This is a genomic window from Archangium sp. (genome assembly GCF_036277355.1).
Classification (GTDB): Bacteria; Myxococcota; Myxococcia; order Myxococcales; family Myxococcaceae; genus Archangium.
Genome location: NZ_DASUNC010000051.1, coordinates 97,069 through 113,272, shown reverse-complemented (window position 1 = coordinate 113,272; position 16,204 = coordinate 97,069). Strand labels below are relative to the sequence as shown.

Annotated in this window: 16 protein-coding genes; 10 read left to right on the top strand and 6 right to left on the bottom strand. The window is 67.7% G+C overall.

What is annotated here, in order from left to right:
• Positions 1-994 (top strand): hypothetical protein (locus VFZ09_RS13950; RefSeq protein ID WP_329728046.1); only part of this gene is annotated, 994 nt, incomplete at its 5' end.
• A gap of 65 nt (positions 995-1,059) precedes the next feature.
• Here VFZ09_RS13950 and VFZ09_RS13945 read toward each other — a convergent pair.
• Both VFZ09_RS13945 and VFZ09_RS13940 read right to left on the bottom strand, forming a co-directional pair.
• Entirely contained in the window at positions 1,060-1,749 is a 690-nt protein-coding gene (locus tag VFZ09_RS13945) for an NPP1 family protein (RefSeq protein ID WP_329728045.1), read from the bottom strand.
• A 177-nt stretch (positions 1,750-1,926) separates the two neighbouring features.
• A complete protein-coding gene (locus VFZ09_RS13940) occupies positions 1,927-2,589 on the bottom strand; it encodes a VOC family protein (protein ID WP_329728044.1) in 663 nt (220 codons plus the stop codon).
• A gap of 660 nt (positions 2,590-3,249) precedes the next feature.
• On the opposite strand from VFZ09_RS13940, the gene VFZ09_RS13935 reads away from it, so the two are divergent.
• Positions 3,250-3,774: a cytochrome P460 family protein gene (locus VFZ09_RS13935; protein ID WP_329728043.1), complete on the top strand. Its 525-nt coding sequence runs from the start codon at positions 3,250-3,252 to the stop codon at positions 3,772-3,774.
• Positions 3,775-4,261: 487 nt separating this feature from the next.
• The gene (locus VFZ09_RS13930) at positions 4,262-6,142 is read left to right on the top strand and encodes an AAA family ATPase (protein ID WP_329728042.1); all 1,881 of its coding nucleotides are present in this window, start codon (positions 4,262-4,264) and stop codon (positions 6,140-6,142) included.
• Between the two features lie 129 nt (positions 6,143-6,271).
• Here VFZ09_RS13930 and VFZ09_RS13925 read toward each other — a convergent pair whose 3' ends face one another.
• Positions 6,272-6,799 (bottom strand): LuxR C-terminal-related transcriptional regulator, encoded by a 528-nt coding sequence (locus tag VFZ09_RS13925; protein WP_329728041.1) that lies wholly within the window; start codon positions 6,797-6,799, stop codon positions 6,272-6,274.
• Positions 6,800-6,964: 165 nt separating this feature from the next.
• Between VFZ09_RS13925 and VFZ09_RS13920 the strand changes: the two genes are divergently transcribed.
• The 3 genes from VFZ09_RS13920 (at position 6,965) to VFZ09_RS13910 (ending at position 9,312) form a co-directional block, all read left to right on the top strand.
• A complete protein-coding gene (locus VFZ09_RS13920; RefSeq protein WP_329728040.1) occupies positions 6,965-7,480 on the top strand; it encodes a DUF2231 domain-containing protein in 516 nt (171 codons plus the stop codon).
• A gap of 156 nt (positions 7,481-7,636) precedes the next feature.
• Complete coding sequence (locus tag VFZ09_RS13915; protein WP_329728039.1) at positions 7,637-8,923, top strand: type II toxin-antitoxin system HipA family toxin; 1,287 nt, start codon at positions 7,637-7,639, stop codon at positions 8,921-8,923.
• On the top strand, positions 8,920-9,312 hold the full coding sequence (locus tag VFZ09_RS13910; RefSeq protein WP_329728038.1) for a hypothetical protein: 393 nt from the start codon (positions 8,920-8,922) through the stop codon (positions 9,310-9,312). Before VFZ09_RS13915 ends, VFZ09_RS13910 begins: the two co-directional genes overlap by 4 nt.
• A 193-nt stretch (positions 9,313-9,505) precedes the next feature.
• Here VFZ09_RS13910 and VFZ09_RS13905 read toward each other — a convergent pair whose 3' ends face one another.
• The 3 genes from VFZ09_RS13905 to VFZ09_RS13895 are packed head-to-tail and all read right to left on the bottom strand — an operon-like array spanning position 9,506 to position 12,688.
• Positions 9,506-10,756, bottom strand: coding sequence for a cytochrome P450 (locus VFZ09_RS13905; protein ID WP_329728037.1), 1,251 nt, complete (start codon positions 10,754-10,756; stop codon positions 9,506-9,508).
• Positions 10,757-10,783: 27 nt separating this feature from the next.
• Positions 10,784-11,998, bottom strand: a complete 1,215-nt coding sequence (locus VFZ09_RS13900; RefSeq protein ID WP_329728036.1) for a cytochrome P450 — start codon at positions 11,996-11,998, stop codon at positions 10,784-10,786.
• Between the two features lie 48 nt (positions 11,999-12,046).
• The gene (locus VFZ09_RS13895) at positions 12,047-12,688 is read right to left on the bottom strand and encodes a TetR/AcrR family transcriptional regulator (protein ID WP_329728035.1); all 642 of its coding nucleotides are present in this window, start codon (positions 12,686-12,688) and stop codon (positions 12,047-12,049) included.
• Between the two features lie 188 nt (positions 12,689-12,876).
• Between VFZ09_RS13895 and VFZ09_RS13890 the strand changes: the two genes are divergently transcribed.
• From VFZ09_RS13890 to VFZ09_RS13875, 4 genes are all read left to right on the top strand, one after another.
• Positions 12,877-13,662 (top strand): peptidoglycan recognition protein family protein, encoded by a 786-nt coding sequence (locus VFZ09_RS13890; protein WP_329728034.1) that lies wholly within the window; start codon positions 12,877-12,879, stop codon positions 13,660-13,662.
• A 93-nt stretch (positions 13,663-13,755) separates the two neighbouring features.
• Entirely contained in the window at positions 13,756-14,703 is a 948-nt protein-coding gene (locus tag VFZ09_RS13885) for a hypothetical protein (RefSeq protein WP_329728033.1), read from the top strand.
• A gap of 77 nt (positions 14,704-14,780) precedes the next feature.
• Positions 14,781-15,221 carry a type III secretion system chaperone gene (locus VFZ09_RS13880; protein ID WP_329728049.1) on the top strand — a complete coding sequence of 147 codons (441 nt, stop codon included), beginning with the start codon at positions 14,781-14,783 and terminating at the stop codon, positions 15,219-15,221.
• Positions 15,222-15,331: 110 nt separating this feature from the next.
• Complete coding sequence (locus VFZ09_RS13875) at positions 15,332-16,201, top strand: hypothetical protein (protein WP_329728032.1); 870 nt, start codon at positions 15,332-15,334, stop codon at positions 16,199-16,201.
• Positions 16,202-16,204: the final 3 nt, after the last annotated feature.

Sequence of the window (16,204 nt, the reverse complement as noted above, 5' to 3'; positions counted from 1 at the left end):
GAGGAGTTGCGGTTGGCCCGAGGGGTGCATCGAGCGCGCGGACTGTACGGAGGGGAAGGGGATGGGCTGGCCGCTGAGGATGTTCCAAGAGGAGGGCTACTACTTCGTGACGTCCAGGTGCTTCCAGGGACGGCTGCTGCTGCGTCCCAGCGCGGAGGTGAACGAGGTGGTGGGAGGAGTGCTGGCAAAAGCCGTCCAGCACAGCGCCGGCAACGTCCGGCTGCATGCCTTCACCTTCGCTTCCAACCATTTCCACCTGCTGGTGTGGGCCCGAGGCGCGGCGCTCGCCGCCTTCATGCAATACCTGCGAGCCAACCTCTCCAAGAAGGTGGGACGGTTGGTGGACTGGAGTGGAGGCTTCTGGGAGCGACGCTACTCAGCGGAGCCGGTGTTGGACGACACGGCGCTGGTGGGGAGGTTGCGCTACGTGCTGGCCCATGGAGTGAAGGAGGGCCTGGTGGAGAGGAGTGCCGAGTGGCCGGGACTCACGTGTCTGGCGCAGTTGCTGGGGCCGGCGAGGCGAGTGTTCCAGTGGTTCAACTGGACGAAGCGCTGGAGCAAGAGGGGGGGCGAGGAGGGGGCAGCGGGGGAGGGGCGATTCGCCGAGGAAATCGCCGAGCCGGTGGAGTTGGAGGTGGCGCCGCTGCCGTGCTGGGAAGGGTTGGGGGAGGAGGAGAGGCAGAGAGCGGTGCGGGGACTGGTGGAGGAGGTGGAAGCCGAGGCTCGCGCACAGGATACGCCCGTCTTGGGGGCGCCAGCTGTGCAGGCACAGCACCCGCATACCCGGCCCGAGCGCCTCAAGCGGAGCCCGCGGCCGTTGGGGCATGCCTCGACGCGTCAGGCTTTGAAGGAGTTGCGTGAGCAGTACCGGGCCTTCGTCGCGGCGTTCCGAGAGGCGGCGGCTCGGTGGATGCGAGGAGATTTGTCGGCCAGCTTTCCGCTCTTCTCCTTTCCACCACGTGTCGTGCCACGTGGTGTTGCTCGAGTTCTTTGACACCCTCTCCGGGTTCTTTGACACCCTCTCCCCCTCTCCGGGACACCCTCTCCGGCGGGTTCTCGCTAGGCGTTGGGGTCGAAGGAGATTCCCGCGGGCTTCGCGTCGCTGAGTGCCTTGTTGAAGTTCTGGTCGTTGATCTTGATCGTCGCGGAGCCGAAGTCCGTGTTCATCAGGCGGTCCCGGAAGTCGTTCGGGTAGCCGTTCCAGCCCACGAGGCGCGGGTAGAACCAGCCGCCGGTCACGTTCTCGACCGCGTCGTCATCGGCGTTCGCGAGGCGGAAGTAATGGGTGAAGCCACCTTCCTTGTGGTACACGACTTTCGGGTGCGTGCCGTCGAAGCGCACGTGCGACCGGTCGTCCACCTGCCAGTGGCCGTGGACCGAACGGGAGACGTACTGCACCTGGTTGTTCTGCACCCAGACGACCACGTGCTCCCAGTCGTGACGGTGACCGTTCGAGCCGCCGGCGATCTCGCCGACGCCGTTCGAGGATTGGTCCTTCTCGAAGTAGCTCGCGTACATGATGGCGCACCAGCCGTTGTTGCACTTCGCGCGGGAGTAGGTATTCGCGTTCTGGAGCTGCGGGGCGTCCCGGCAGTGACCGTTGACCGCACCTCCGAGGCCGAGCCCGCTGTTCAGCCGGCCGTCCGAACCGATGGCGGCCGTGGCGTAGCAGCCGTCCTTGTCGTAGTCGTAGGCCGGTGAGTAGGTCTGCTCGAGCCCGTCCGCGTTCTGCGGGAGCAGGGTGAGCACCTCGGCTCGCGCCGTGGGGGGAGCGCCGACGAGGCAGAGGGCTCCGGCGAAACCCACCACGGCGGTGGAGAGCGCTCGGCGGGAGCGCTGCGAACGAGCTCGGAGCGGGAGCGCTGGAGCGGGGTGAATCGCTCCGGTTCGGGTCTGGGGGTCGAGGACAGGGGTCATGGGATTCCCTCACGACGGCAATGGCTCTCCGGACTCCTCCGCCGTCATGTACCGCGCGTACCAGTCGGGCCAGTCCTCGTCGGCCTTGCCGCTGCGCTTCTCGTGCTCGCCGTGGGCAGCCGCCGCGCGCCGGAGCGCGCTCGCCAGGTCCTTCGCGGAGCTGAACGACATCTGGGAGCGGTCCACCCGCCCGGGGAACCGGGTCGTGACCTCCTGCAAGAGCCAGGTGTTGCCGTCCGGGTCGTTGAACGACGCGTACGAGCCGTAGCTCTGGTGGTTGGGCGCGGGCCCACGGACCTTGTCGCCGAAGGGGGCCGGTCCTTGGGAGAAGTGGAACACCTCGCTCACCTGGACGCCGCTCCCCACCAGTTCCCTGCGCGCGGCCTCGATGTCGGACACGACCAGGAGCAGGTTCTGGGCCGAGCCGGGCGCGGCCGACGTGAGGTTGGTGCCGAACTGGAACGAGCACGGGGAGCCCGGAGGGGTGAACTGGAGCACGCGGGCATTGCCCTTGCTGAAGTCCGCGTCGAGCCGCCACCCGAGCCCCAGATAGAACTTCTTCGCGCGGTCGAGGTCCGAGACCGGAAGGACGACCGCCTCGAGCTTCAGGTTGACCCTCCCGGCGCTCGGGGCGTGGGTCTCGGTGTGACTCATGACGGTGGTGACACTCATGACTGCCTCCTGGGGGGACTGCGGGGGGAAGGGGTGATGGAGGCGCACGCCCTCCACCTGGACCCCGGCAGGGACGACGTCCGGAGGAACGAGCGAAGCGAACGCCTCTGCCTCTCTCCTCGCGTGGGCCCACCGGGGAGGCGGGTCCTCTCTGCCGAGAAGGGCTCGGCCCCTCGCATGGATTCAGAGTCCATGAGAGCGCTCCTCCTGGGATGCGCCGCCGCTCGATGCGGGGGGGGGCACACCCAGGTCAAACGTGAGACCTGCGCGAGGAAACGGCTAGTGCGCAACGCTCGAAGTCATGCGCGGTGCACGTCGTTCGCACTCCGGTGGGCACTCCGTGAGTTGGCGCTTGCGGCGCCGGTGGCGAGCGCGGGATGGGTCGGCTCGCCGACTGGCTGCCGCGCGAGCCGGACGCCGCTCGGCCTCGCCGCTTGCAGGGAGGTGCGCGGCACGGCCTTCCCACCTGGCCAGAGTCATTGCTGCCCACCAGCGCAGCAAGCGCGAGCTTCGCCGGCACGTCGGCCGTCAGCGAACATCCTCCTCACCCCGCCGTTCCATGGTGTGGCCATCAGGACTCGATGAAAGTGCGTCCCGCCGAGCGGCGTTCAGGCCGTAGGTGAGCGCCACCGACATCCGAAATAGAAAAGAGGAGGTCTCGTGAAGCGGATCGGACTCTTGCTGGCTGTCCTTGCAACGGTGGTCGGTGTCGTCGTCCCCGCGGCCATCGCAGCCGGAGAGGCCACTGAAGAGGCCACCCCGGTCTTCGTCAAGAAGCTCCCCCCTGGATACCGCGACTGGAGGCTCATCACCGTGGCCCAGGAGAGAGGCGAGCTCAACGACATCCGCGCGGTTCTGGGCAACGATAAAGCAATCAAGGCCTACCGGGAAGGGACGATCCCGTTCCCCGATGGCACCATCATCGCGCGGCTTGCTTACGACTACGTCCCGTCGGAGGAGAACAACAAGGTCTTCGGCCGTCCCCAATCTTTCGTGGCCGGGCCCCCGAAGAACGGGGTTCAGTTCATGGTGAAGGACTCGAAGAAATACGCCGCGACTGGCGGCTGGGGATACGCTCAGTTCGACGACGGCAAACCCGCCGACGATGCGATGCTCAAGACCTGCTTTCCCTGCCACGAGGCGGTCAAGAGTCGCGACTATGTCTTCAGCCGTTACTCGCCTTGATGATGGACTCTCTCCACTCGAGGAGTCAGCGGCCTTCCTCTGCCCCTCGGCTCCAGAGGAAATCGCCGAGCCGGTGGAGTTGGAGGTGGCGCCCCTGCCGTGCTGGGAAGGACTGGGTGAGGAGAGGCAGAGCGCGGTGCGGGAACTGGTGGAGGGGGTGGAAGTCGAGGCTCGTGCACGGAACACGCCTGTGTTGGGGGCCTGGGTCGTGCGGGCACAGCACCCGCATATCCGGCCCGAGCACCTCGAGCGCAGCCCGCGGCCGTTGGGGCATGCCTCGGCGCGCCGGGCCTTGAAGCAGTTTGCATTTCTCGGCCGGCTTTCCGCGCTTCTCATTTCCGCCGCGTGTCGTGCCGGGTCGCTTCACTCGAATCCTCTGACACCCTGACAGGGCTGGGGCGAATCCCCGGCCTCCGGTTTCGCATCGGGTCGCCCGGTCGCCTGGGATGGTGTAGGACGGTGGCGTTAATTCTCGAGGCCACACTCCATGATCACCCAGATTCTCTTTCCCTCCCATCTCGCGAAGAACCTAGGTCTTCGCGGAGGAAAGCTCGAGCGGCTCGGTAGGGTTGTCATCCTGGCCGGCCCCAACGGCTCGGGTAAATCCAGATACCTTCGGTTCGTTCAGGAGATCTTCTTGCTCAGAGACCGGACCATCGGTGAGTACGAGGCGATCTTTCACGCGACCCAACATGAGCTGACCAAGCTTCAAGTCTCGGCGAACCCGGAGGACCACTCCGAGCGGATTGCCCACTATGAGAGACAGTGCTCGGAAGCCGAGGGCAAGAGCGAAGCGCTCCGCCACACTCGGTTCTCCTCGGTGAATGGCAAGAGCAAGGCCACCCTGGTTCCACTCTTGTATCCAAAGGAGGGTAGAGGGATCCGCAGTGCGCGAGACATGAGCCCTGCGAACCTCAAGACCTCCGCACAAGCCACGAGCCTTGTGGGCTTCGATTCCGCCTTCAGCGGGATGGACGCCTACTGCACGCAGATCGCACAAGCGCTGTACCACTCCGAGCATCCTCGGATGGTGAACCATGAGGGCTTCGCCAGGCAGTTGCAGGATGCCAGGGTTTTCAACGATATCCTGCGTGCGCTCCTGGATGGAGAGATTGGCTTCACCCTGGAAGACACGGAGGTCCTCCCTACCTTCCGGAGTCGGCAGTTCGTGACGGATGAGCTTTCGACGGGGGAGAGGATCCTGCTCACGTGGGCGATCAGCCTTCACCGGCAACGAAAAGACCTCTCCAACGCGATCGTCCTGATCGACGAGCCGGAGAGCCATCTCCACCACGATGCGTGCATCCGGGCACTCACGAAACTACGGGACGAGGTGTTGGGTCCCGAGGGGCAGATCTGGTTGGCGACCCACTCCGTTCCGCTGCTGGCCTGGGGTGGAATGGACTCGGTGCACTTCGTCAAAGACGGTGCCATTGAGTTCGCGGGAAACAAGGTCACCTCGGTCGTCGAATCGTTGCTGGGCGGGAAGGAGGGCCGTGAGCGCCTCGCGACCTTCCTGTCCGACGCGGACGAGATCGCTTTCATGGAGTTCGCCGCGCAATGCGTGTTGCCCGCCGGTATCGCGGACCCGAAGACGGGCGACAAGCAGCAAGCGCAATTCATCGAGATGCTCAACCAGCGGCTCGCCACCCACCAGTCGATCCGGATCCTGGATTACTCGGCGGGCAAGGGCCGCTTCGGAAGCGCGCTCCGGGAGCGCCTCGCCGCAGAGGACGGGAGCGCGCTCCAGCAGCGGCTCGAGTACTTCGCGTATAACCACCCCCGATTCACCGAGCCCGAGGTGAGGGAGGCCTGCAAGGCGAGAATCGTGGCGCTCACACAGCCAGGGGCTGCTGGGGAGTACTACTGGGAGAGCATGGCGCAATTGAGCGCCAGGTACAGGCAGGGCATCAACCTGGTCATCCTTTGCAACGTCCTCCATGAGATCGAGCCGGAGAGTTGGCTGACGGTTTTCCGCGACATGGATGCGGTGCTGGCACAGGACGGTGCCCTCATCATCATGGAGGACCTCCTTCCGCCCGTGGGGGAACTGCCCAACAAGAGAGGATACCTGCTGCTGGACGAGTTTTGTCTCGGGTTGCTCTTCGACGATCCAAAGGGCGTCAAGGTCCTGCAGAAGCGGGAGGGGCGGCTGCTGGCCGTGGAGATCCCGAAATCGCTGGTGTCCCGTGTGACCGACAAGACCCGTGAGGCCGCGCTGCGCCATTTACGGAATCATGCGATGGAGCAGGTCGTGAACCTGCGGAGCCAGGCCGAGGCCACTCCTTCCCATCGTCTGGGTCGCGAGCACGCGCACTTCTCGATGCTCTATACGAACGCGAGCCTGGCGCTGGAGTCACTGCGATAGCTCTTGGAGAGCGAGGCGCTGGGCAGAGACGGTGTCAAAGGACTCGAAACGAGGGAGAGTTCTTTGACACCCTCTCCGGGGTGAATCAGGGCCGGGTGGAGGGGGTGGAGCCCGTCCTGGGGGCGCGACTCAGCTCCCCTGCTGGGCGGCTTGAGGCAGGAGCAGATCCTCCAGGAAGAAGGCGGAGAGCTCCGCCCGCCCGGCGACTCCGGCCTTGCGGTACACCGTCAGCGCTTGCTGGCGCACGGTGCGCTCGCTGGTGCCCCGGGTTTCGGCGATGTCCTTCAGCGCCAGCCCCTTGAGCAAGAGCAGTCCCACCTCCCGCTCGGCCGCCGAGAGCCCCCACTGGGCGAACTGACGATCGATCGCCACGCCCAACCCCTGGAGGAGCGATTGGGCCTCGCTCCGCCAATGGGCCGCATCCGCCCGCAGGCGTCCCACATCCGCGCGTGCGTCGAGGAGCCGCCGCTGGAGTTGCCTCGTCCGTCTCCGGGACAGGAGCACCTGCCTCCACAGCCAGGCGAGCCCCGACAAGGCGAGCAGAAACACCCCGGTTTCGGCGCCCAGGTGCAGGCCACTCGCACCGGAAAGCTGGTCGCCTACCACATCCACCCCGATGAGCACCGCGATGGCGGCGAAGAGCACCCCGGGGACCACGCGTTCCCACCGGGAGGGAACCTCTGCGTCATCCGACGCAAAGGATGGCTCCAAGGCTTTGGAATCCCTGGGGTTTCCCGGTGCTGCGTCTTTTGCTGGATGGAGGGACATGGCGCCCGCGGCTATTCCAGGCGGCGAAGCGAAGAAGAAAAAAGGAGATCCGCCATGTCGAACCTACCCCTCCATCCCGCCCTGGTCCATCTGCCGCTGGGGCTGGCTTTCATCCTCCCCCTGCTGGCGTTGGGGCTCACCCTCGCCGCGCTGCGCGGCAAGTGGTCCCCCGGTGGCTGGGCCGTGGTGGTGGCCTTGTTGCTCGCGGTCGTGGGCGGCGGGCTGGCCTCCCTCCAGACGGGTGAGCGGGAGGAGGAGCGCGTGGAGCGCCTCGTCCCCGAGTCCGCCATCGAGCGGCACGAGGAGCTCGCGGAGGCCTTCGTCTGGACCTCGGGAGCCGTGCTGGCGCTCGCGCTCGGGGCGCTCGTCTTGAAGAAGGAGGGCCTTCGCCGGGGGCTCGCCGTGGGCGTGACGGCCGGCTCGCTGGCCATGGGGGTGCTGGCGGTGCTGACCGGCGAGGCGGGGGGGGAGCTGGTGTACAGGCACGGTGCCGCCTCGGCCTATGTCTCCGCGCGGCCCGGCGCGGGCCCTTCCTCTGGCGCCCCCGTTGGAAGCGTCGACGACGACTGACCGGAGGCGTGAGGACGCGAGTCGTCTCCGCCAGCTCCGGAACGGTGTCAAAGGACTCGTTCCGACCCGGAGAAACCACCGCCCCTGGGCTAGATAAACCGGTATACCGGATTAAAAGCCCTGCTGGCGCGATTTGAATCCGTTATAAAGGATGATGTGAAGCTCCATCTCCAAGCGTTGATCGACGGGTCGTGGCAGCGGGCAGCGCTGCTCGAGTTCCCTACGGTCCGGGAGGGTCGACGCGGAGGATGCATCTTCGAGTACGAGCACGAGTACCTGATCCGGTGGATCGCCGACCCGCCGCCGCTTGCGGCAATAAGTCTCAATCTCCCGGTCGAGTTCAGCCCCAGGGTCTGGCGCCGTTGGCCGGCGTTTCTCGATGACCTGCAACCGATGGGGAGTGCCCGTCGCTGGTGGCTGCGGCGGCTGGGCCTCGCGGATGAGGCGGCGAGTGACTTCGAAATCCTGCGGAGTGGCACGATTGCGCCGGTCGGCAATCTTCGAATCGAGGAGTCGGTTCCCGCGAAGAAGGAACCTCCCAAGCGTTTCCCTCGCCAGGCCGTCATCGACCGCGAGTACGCCTTCATCGAGTACGCCGCCCATGCCGGCGCGCAGGTAGGAGGCGCGACAGGTGCCGGCGGCGATTCGCCGAAGCTCCTGCTCCGCTGCGACGCCGCGGAGCAGGTGTGGATCGACGTCTGGCAGGATGAGCCCGCCTGTCCAGATCGGCATTACCTCGTCAAGTTCGCGCGCAGCCGTGGCGAACGCGACCGGAACATCCTTCGGTCGGAATTCGTGTATTACAAAGCGCTCGCAGCGCTCGGAATCGAAACCATTGCGCAAGACGGGCTCGCGCTTCACGAAGGTCCCTCGGGCCCGAGCCTCTGGCTTCCCCGCTTTGACGTCGCGCGCCGGGACGGCCGCGAAATCCGGTACGGACTCGAGTCCCTCTACTCGCTGCTCAAGGCGGAGCCAGGCTCTTTCCAGAAGCACCAAGCGGCATTGAGTGCACTGAAAGACGTCGTTCCCGCGACGGTCTGGCCGGCGGTGCGCCTCGAGTACCTGAAGCGCGACCTGCTGAATCTGGTGTTCGGCAACTCGGACAACCACTGCAGGAACATCGCCGTGCTCAAGACGGACAGTGCCGTCCGCCTCGCGCCCATCTTCGACTTCGCGCCGATGAGGATGGACCTCGAAGGAATCACCCGCACCACGACGTGGGAGGGGTACGAAGCCGGAGGAGATGTGGACTGGGGTGGGCTCCTTCGAAGCTTCGGCCCGGAGGAGACGTCGTTGCGCGAGGGACTCCACGACCTTGCTTCGCGTCTTCGCAATCTCCGCGAGCTCCTCGCGGACCTCGGGCTGCCGGAGGAAACGCTGAATTTCGCGGGGCTCGACTTCCGCGGCACCGAGAAGCGCCTGCGCACGTGGGGTCTCCTATGAAGCGCGCCGATGTCGCCCGGTTGACTGCGCTCGAACGCAAGGCGCTGCTGGAAGAGCTCGCCGCCATGGTCGCCACCGGAGAGTTCAGCCTCGGAGACGCCTCGCGCATCCTCCGCGGCACGATGCTGGGGATGGACCGGAAGACCTTCGCACAAGCCGTGAGGCTCGCCACCAGCGTCGTCGCGACGCTCGAGGACGATCCGAACGCGAACCCGACGCTCGAAACGCTCAACAAGGTCTTCGCGCCGTTCGGCGGAAAGGTCGCGTTGTCGTTTCCCCGCCTCGAAGAGCCACCGCCGCCCGACGATGCAGGGATGCAGCGGCGAGAGATGCTCCGTGCCGCGCTCGCGAAGAGCAGGCGGCAGCGGCGGCGCTCGACAAAGTCGTAAGACCCGTCACGGCGCCGCTCATCGCGGCGGTGACCCGCAGGCTTGGCATGATGCATCGCCTGGCGAGCTTCTCGCCGCCTTCGCGTACCGACGCTCCCAGTGGTTGGACCGCCCCCCTGGGAGGCGGCGGGCAACCTCTACTGGAAGCGGCGGGAACCCAACCCGCCGCTCCGCCATCCAGGGGGGAACGCGGCTAGGCGGCCTCGCGCACGGCGGCCGGGGCTCCGAACGGTGACAGGAGCAGCGGCAGGGCCTTGAGTCCCCGCAGCCCGATGGAGCCGCGCCAGCGCAGCTGCTCCGCGGGCACGGCGAGCTTCATGTCCGGGAAGCGCCGCACCAGGTGCTGGAGGGCAATGGTTCCCTCCAGCCGCGCCAGGGGCGCCCCCAGGCAGTAGTGCACGCCCATGCCAAAGGCCACGTGGCGGTTGGGCTTGCGGGTGATGTCGAGCGTGTCCGCGTTCTCGAACACCGACTCATCTCGGTTCGCCGAGGCCAGCAGGCACATCACCGTGGCGCCCTTCGGAATCACGTGCCCCTCCAGCTGGATGTCCTCCCGGGCGTAGCGGGGCGAGGGCTGGTCCACGGGGTTGCCGTAGCGCAGCAGCTCCTCGACCGCGGAGCCGATCAGCTCGGGATTGTCGCGCAGCTTCTGGAGCTGCTCCGGGTGCTGCAGCAGCGCCAGCGTCCCATTGCCAATCAGGTTGACCGTGGTCTCGTGCCCCGCCAGCAGCAGCAGGAAGATCATGGAGATGAGCTCGTCCTCGCTGAGACGCTCTCCCTGCTCCTCCGCCTGCACGAGCGCCGTGAGCAGGTCATCCCGGGGCTCCGTCTGGCGCAGGCGGATGAGCTTGCGGAAGAAGCGCATCATGTTGAAGGCGTTGGGCGTCTGGAGCAGGAACCCCGCGGGGGTGGTGAGGTTGTCCAGCAGGCCGCCCATCTGCCGGTGGAACGTCAGCCGGTCCTCGTCGGGCACGCCCATCATCTCCGAGATGACCGTCAGGGGCAGGGGGAGCGCGAAGTCGGCGAGCAGGTCCACGGCCGGCTTCTTCTGGGCCGTGTCGAGCAGCTCGCCCACGATCTTCTCCACCGTCTGCTTCATCTCCTCGACCCGCCGGGGGGTGAAGCCCTTGTGCACCAGGTCCCGCAGGCGGCGGTGATCCGGCGCGTCTTTGGAGAGCATGTTGTTCTGGAGGATCCGGAACAGCTTGGGCACCCACCAGCGGTCCATGGGATCCTTCTTGCCCTCCAGGACGTTGCGGCGGTCGTTGGCGAGCCGGGGGTCCGTGAAGGAGCTCACGATGTCGTTGTAGCGCGTGAGGTAGTAGGTCTTCCCGAAGATGGGGTGCTTGTAGAGAACGACCGGTGACTCCTTCCGCAAGCGGGCGTAGGTGGGGTACGGGTTGGCCCGGATCTCCCGGGTCTCGAGGTTGATTTCAGGAGTCATCGGTGTGTTCTCCGGGGTGTGGACGCTTCAGTTCTTGCTCAGCCAGAGCGAGCGGGGCCCGCGCAGGAAGAACGACTGGCCGTAGTCGATGCGCTCGGGCTGGCGGGAGGCGAAGCCCAGCCGCGGGGCGCGCTCCATCAGCTCCTCGAGCGCCACGGGGGCCTCCAGGCGCGTGAGCGGGGCGCCCAGGCAGAAGTGGATGCCGTGGCCGAACGACATCAGGCCGTGGGTGTCGCGCTGGGGGTCGAAACGCTCGGGGTTGGCGAACTTGCGCGGGTCATGGTTGGCGGACCCCACCAGCACCACCACCGTGGACTCCGCGGGCAGCTTTCCGCCGCTCAGCTCCACCTCCTGCGTGGTGCGGCGCATCAGCCCCAGCACGGGCGAGTCGTAGCGCAGCGTCTCCTCGGCCACCCGGGCGCAGGCCTCGCGCGTGGGGTTGCGCCGCAGCCACTCGTACTGCTCCGGGTTGCGGATGAGCGAGAGGAGCGAGTTGCCCAGCAGGTTCGTGGTCGTCTCGTTGCCGGCGATGAGCAGGATGATGGCGAAGGAGTTCACCTCCTGGGGGCTCAGGGCCTCCACGCCGTCACTGCTCTGCACGAGCAGGGAGATGAGGTCTCCCCTGGGCTCGAGGCGGCGCTTCTCGGCGATCTCCGCCATGTAGTCGCTCATCTCCCTGGCGTTGCGGACGGCCTCCTCCGGGGGCTTGCCGTCGCGCAGCGTCTGGGCGCCCGAGTGGATGAGCGAGTCGCTCCAGCGCTTGAAGTCACGGCGCCGGGACACCTCGATGCCGAGCATCTCCGAGATGACGGTGACGGGCAGGGGCGAGGCCAGCCCGTCCATGAAGTCGAACTCGTCACGGGCGGTCATCTCCGCGACGAAGCTCCGGGACAGCTCGAGCACGCGGGGCTCCATCTCGGAGATGCGCTTGGGCAGGAAGGCCCGGCTGACCAGGCCGCGCAGCCGCGTGTGGATGGGCGGATCCGAGTTGACCAGGTTGGACACCGAGCCATCCAGGGGGGAGCGCTCCGAGGCCAGCCGGCCGTTGACGCGGATGTCCACGGAGGAGAACAGGGCGGGGTTCTTCAGGATGTACGCCACGTCCTCGTAGCGGCTGACGGCGTGGGCCTGGAGGCTCTCGAGCCAGAAGAGGGGCGCCTTCTCGCGCAGCTCGGTGAAGTACGGGTAGGGGTTGTTGATGACCTCGGGGTTGAGGACGTCGAACTTCTCCAGCAGGCTCATGGACTGCTCCTTTGGGGGGAACGGCAGAGGCGAAGAAGGGGGGGCGGCTCAGCGCGGGGCGGCGCCTTCCAGGAAGCACCGCAGCAGGGGCGCGAGCAGCTCGTCTGAGGGCGCGGGCTGCTTCGCGAGGAGCTGGCGCACGACGAGGCCGTGCATCATGTCCAGCAACAGCGCGGGGTAGTGGGGGGCATCCTCGGGCCGGAGGGCGCCTTCCCGGATGCCTTGTTGGCCGAGGTGCTCGAGGCGCAGGGCGGCTTCGCGCCACATGGCCAGGTGGCGCTCCAGCTCCTCCTCCCGGGAGGCATCGCGCCGCACCGAGTCCTCCAGCAGCAGGGAGAACAGCCGGAAGTGCGTCTGGGAGTACTCGAGGATGCAGCGCAGGAAGCCGTGCAGCCGCGCGCGGTAGGGCAGCGGGAGGGTGCGCTCCAGCTCCGCGTCGAGCAGGGCCAGCAGCTCGCGCCCGCGCTGCTCCCGCAGGGCCGTGAGGAGCTGCTGCCGGTCCTCGAAGTAGTTGTAGAGCGTCCCCACGGAGACGCCCACGCGCGCGGCGATGTCGTCCATGCGCGCGGCCTGTCCCTGCTCGGCCAGCACCTGCTCGGCGGCGTCGAGGATGGCGGCCCGCGCCTCCTCCTTCATCCGCATCCGCATGGACTGGGGCTTGCTCCGGGGGCTGGTTGAGCGCGCGTTCATGAAGTTGAACCAACATACGAAATCCGGAAAGGACCGTCCAACGGGACCAGGCGGAAGGGCGGTCAGGGGCCCCGCCGGACGTCCGGGAGACGACAGAGCGTCCCTCTGTCGCGAGGAGGTGTTGGCTACTGGAGGTCCGGCCGGGCCCGGAGGGCGGCGGGGTCGGGCCGGGGGCGATAATCCCCGGTATGGCCACGTCGAATGCCTCCGCTCTGGGCGCCTCGGGCAGCGCCGCCTCCTCCTCTGGAACCCCGCCGCTCCCCGAGGGCCCGCTGTCCGAGGGCGCCCGGGGCCCGGACGTGTCGCGGCTCCAGTCCGTGCTGCTCCAGCTCGGGTACCTGAGCGGCAAGGCGGACGGGGACTTCGGGCCGAAGACGAAGCTGGCCCTCACACGCTTCCAGAAGGACTGGCGGCTCACCCAGGACGGCGAGTACGGGCCCCGGACGCGCGCCGCGCTCCTCAAGGCGCTGGTGCCCGTGAAGAAGCCCCCCGTGGTGTCCAAGCCCTCGCGGAACCAGGAGTCCCGCCGGGGCGTGCCCATCGACGCCATCGTCCTGCACCACACCTCCACCAACAGCGCCCGGGTGGACCTCGCCACACTGCGCTGGGTGCGCGGCTCCAACCGGGTGAGCGCGCACTACCTCGTGGGCCCCGATGGCACCGTCTACCAGCTCGTGCCGGACAGCATGGTGGCGTGGCACGCGGGCCGCTCGTCGCTGCATGGCCAGACGGAGCCCAGCGTCAACGCGCGCTCCATCGGCATCGAAATCACCAACGACGGCACCGGCCAGACGCCCTTCACCGAGGCGCAGTACCAGGCGCTGGAGCAACTGGTGCCGTACCTGGCCCGGCGCTACATGGTGCCCCGGGAGAACATCCTCGGGCACCGGGACGTGGCCCCGGGCCGCAAGACGGACCCGGCCGACAACTTCGACTGGGCCCGCGTCCGCCGCGCCATCGACGCGGCCGTGTGACGCGAGGCGTCAGGGGCCCGGAACGCAACTCCCGCCCTCCTGATCGCGATAATCCCTCAACGGATTTTCCCGAGCCCTTCCGCCGGAGCCCCCATGAGCATCATCGAGCGCGGCCGTAACCTCTTCAACACCGTGCGCACTGGCGCGCAGAACGCCGTCGAGAAGACGCAGCAGGTGGCCAACACGGTCACCGACAAGGTGGCCGACACCACCCAGCGCGTGGGCCAGTTCGTGGACGGCTTCGAGGACAAGGCCTCCAACAAGCTCCGGTCGCTGAACAACCAGCTGCTGGGCGGCTCGAAGCCGGACCGCGTGTACGACGGGCACCTGGTGGGCGCGGGCGGCCAGACGTTCCCCCCGGGCACGCCGCTGAAGGACATCCCCGGCGTCACCCCGCGCAACAACCCCAACCCCACCGAGACGTTCATCTACGTCAACGGCATCTCCAACACGAAGGACCAGCAGTTCAACAGCATGCAGGCGATCGCCGACAAGACCGGGGCCAAGGTCGTCGGCATCCACAACGCCACCGAGGGCATGGTGGCGGACCTCGCCCAGTGCGTGAAGGACAAGCTGGACAAGGGCACCAACCCGGCCGTGGACTCCATGGCGGACACCGTCTACTCGGAGCTGAAGGCCGGGCGCGGGGTGCACCTGTTCGCCCACAGCCAGGGCGCCCTGGTGACGAGCCGCGCCCTCAATGACGTGGCCAACCGGCTGCGCATCGAAGATGGGATGTCCAAGGCGGACGTGGAGAAGCTGCTGAGCAAGGTGCAGGTGGAGACCTTCGGTGGCGCCGCGGCGAACTTCCCGGACGGCCCCCAGTACGTGCACTACGTCAACAACAAGGACATCGTCCCCACGTGGTTCGGCCAGGGCAACGGCTCGGGCGTGGACGAGTGGGCGCGCAACGGCGGCAAGGGCGCCGTCATCCACCGCTTCGAGCACGGCTCGGGCATCTCGGGCACGCACGGCCTGGGCGATGCGTACCTGCCGCAGCGCGTGGACTTCGACAAGGCCCGCGCCGGCCAGTTCAACTGACGGAGCCTCGCGCCATGTTGCAGTGGATTCTGTCCGCGGTGGGAATGGCCCCGCCTCCGCCTGTGAGCGGGGGCGTGATGACGCGCGAGTCGGCGCGGGAGCTGTTGCGCTGGTACGCGCGCTCGCAGGGGGCGGTGCTGAGCCCGGGCCTCAACGAGCAGGGCTTCGGCGGCATCACCGTGGGCCCGGCGCAGGTGTACTTCGAGTACCACGAGGACACGAAGACGCTGGAGTGCAGCGCGCTCGTGTACCGCTTCAAGGAGCCGCCGAAGCCGGGCGTGCTGGAGGGCTTCCAGGCCGAGGCGCGGGAGGGCACGGACACCGGCGGTGGCACCGTGGACTACGAGCGGGAGAACCGGGGCCTCTTCCTGAGCCGCGACTACACGCAGGTGCCGGACGGGAATGCCTTCGCCAAGGACATGAAGCGGCTGGCGAAGGCGAGCGTCGTCTGGGGTGACGAGGTGTTGGACCGCGTGGCCTCGCGCGTCTTCCACCCCGAGGAGCTGGAGAAGCGCTGAGTCACGCCGCGGTGCGGCTGTCCCCCACCGGCCTGGGAGCTCGTTGGAGCCCGTAACGCACGGGAAGAGCGGGCATATCGGCGCTCCGTGCGGTTAGGCTGCCGGCCCCTATGAACACCTTCTCTCTCGTCGTTCTCGTGGTGGTGGCGCTCGCGGATGGGAGCCAGGCTCCGGCGCCTCGGGCGCAGGCGCCGGCGGCGGCCCCGGCGGCCAAGGCTCCCGCTTCCCTGCCGGAGGCGCGCTGGCAGGGGCTGCCCGGGTGGCTGGGCTTCGCCACGGTGAAGCCCGAGGTGGAGAAGACCCGGGCGTACTGGACGCCCAGGCACCCGAAGGCCCAGGTGGTGCTCTTCACCGACGTGTGGAAGTCCGTCCCCGCGGGGACGAAGGTGCGGCTCGTCTCCTCCGAGGGGGCGAGCGAGGGCACCTACCTGGGCACCTCGGACGAGCTCTACGGGTGTGACGGGAACGTGGCCACCCTGGCCGGCTTCTCCTCCTCGAAGCCGCTGCCCGAGGGCCCCGTCTGGGTGCTCCCGCCCGGCGGCACCGAGGGACTCGCCGCGCTGCCGGTGAAGGAGGTTCCGGCGAACACGCTGGGCGCCCCGCTGCCCAAGGGCAAGAAGGCGGCGAGCAAGGATGTGCGGGCCTACGAGGCCGGGGGGCTCGGCTTCCTGCTGACGAAGACGGGCAAGCTGCGCGGACAGCTCACCGTGCTGCTGGGGGGCAAGAAGGTGGGCACGGACTCCATGTCCAAGGGGGAGATGGAGGGCAGTGAGCAGACGCCGCTGAACCTCTACGGCAAGGACGCGGTGGGCGTGCCGCGCCCCGAGGCGGCCTTCCAGCTGGGCAAGGAGGGGCCGGTGGTGGTGGTGCTCGGCACCCGCCGCTACGAGGGGCACGTCTTCACGGTGGCCGTGCGGCGCGGCGACAAGGCCGAGCTCCTCCACCAGGACACCGAGGCCCTGTACTTCTGCGCCTTCTGATAG

Coding starts and splice junctions, on each gene's coding strand:
- VFZ09_RS13940 (WP_329728044.1), bottom strand. CDS start 2,589: ATGAGTGTCACCACCGTCATGAGTCACACCGAGACCCACGCCCCGAGC.
- VFZ09_RS13930 (WP_329728042.1), top strand. CDS start 4,262: ATGATCACCCAGATTCTCTTTCCCTCCCATCTCGCGAAGAACCTAGGT.
- VFZ09_RS13920 (WP_329728040.1), top strand. CDS start 6,965: ATGTCGAACCTACCCCTCCATCCCGCCCTGGTCCATCTGCCGCTGGGG.
- VFZ09_RS13910 (WP_329728038.1), top strand. CDS start 8,920: ATGAAGCGCGCCGATGTCGCCCGGTTGACTGCGCTCGAACGCAAGGCG.
- VFZ09_RS13905 (WP_329728037.1), bottom strand. CDS start 10,756: ATGACTCCTGAAATCAACCTCGAGACCCGGGAGATCCGGGCCAACCCG.
- VFZ09_RS13900 (WP_329728036.1), bottom strand. CDS start 11,998: ATGAGCCTGCTGGAGAAGTTCGACGTCCTCAACCCCGAGGTCATCAAC.
- VFZ09_RS13895 (WP_329728035.1), bottom strand. CDS start 12,688: ATGAACGCGCGCTCAACCAGCCCCCGGAGCAAGCCCCAGTCCATGCGG.
- VFZ09_RS13890 (WP_329728034.1), top strand. CDS start 12,877: ATGGCCACGTCGAATGCCTCCGCTCTGGGCGCCTCGGGCAGCGCCGCC.
- VFZ09_RS13885 (WP_329728033.1), top strand. CDS start 13,756: ATGAGCATCATCGAGCGCGGCCGTAACCTCTTCAACACCGTGCGCACT.
- VFZ09_RS13880 (WP_329728049.1), top strand. CDS start 14,781: ATGACGCGCGAGTCGGCGCGGGAGCTGTTGCGCTGGTACGCGCGCTCG.
- VFZ09_RS13875 (WP_329728032.1), top strand. CDS start 15,332: ATGAACACCTTCTCTCTCGTCGTTCTCGTGGTGGTGGCGCTCGCGGAT.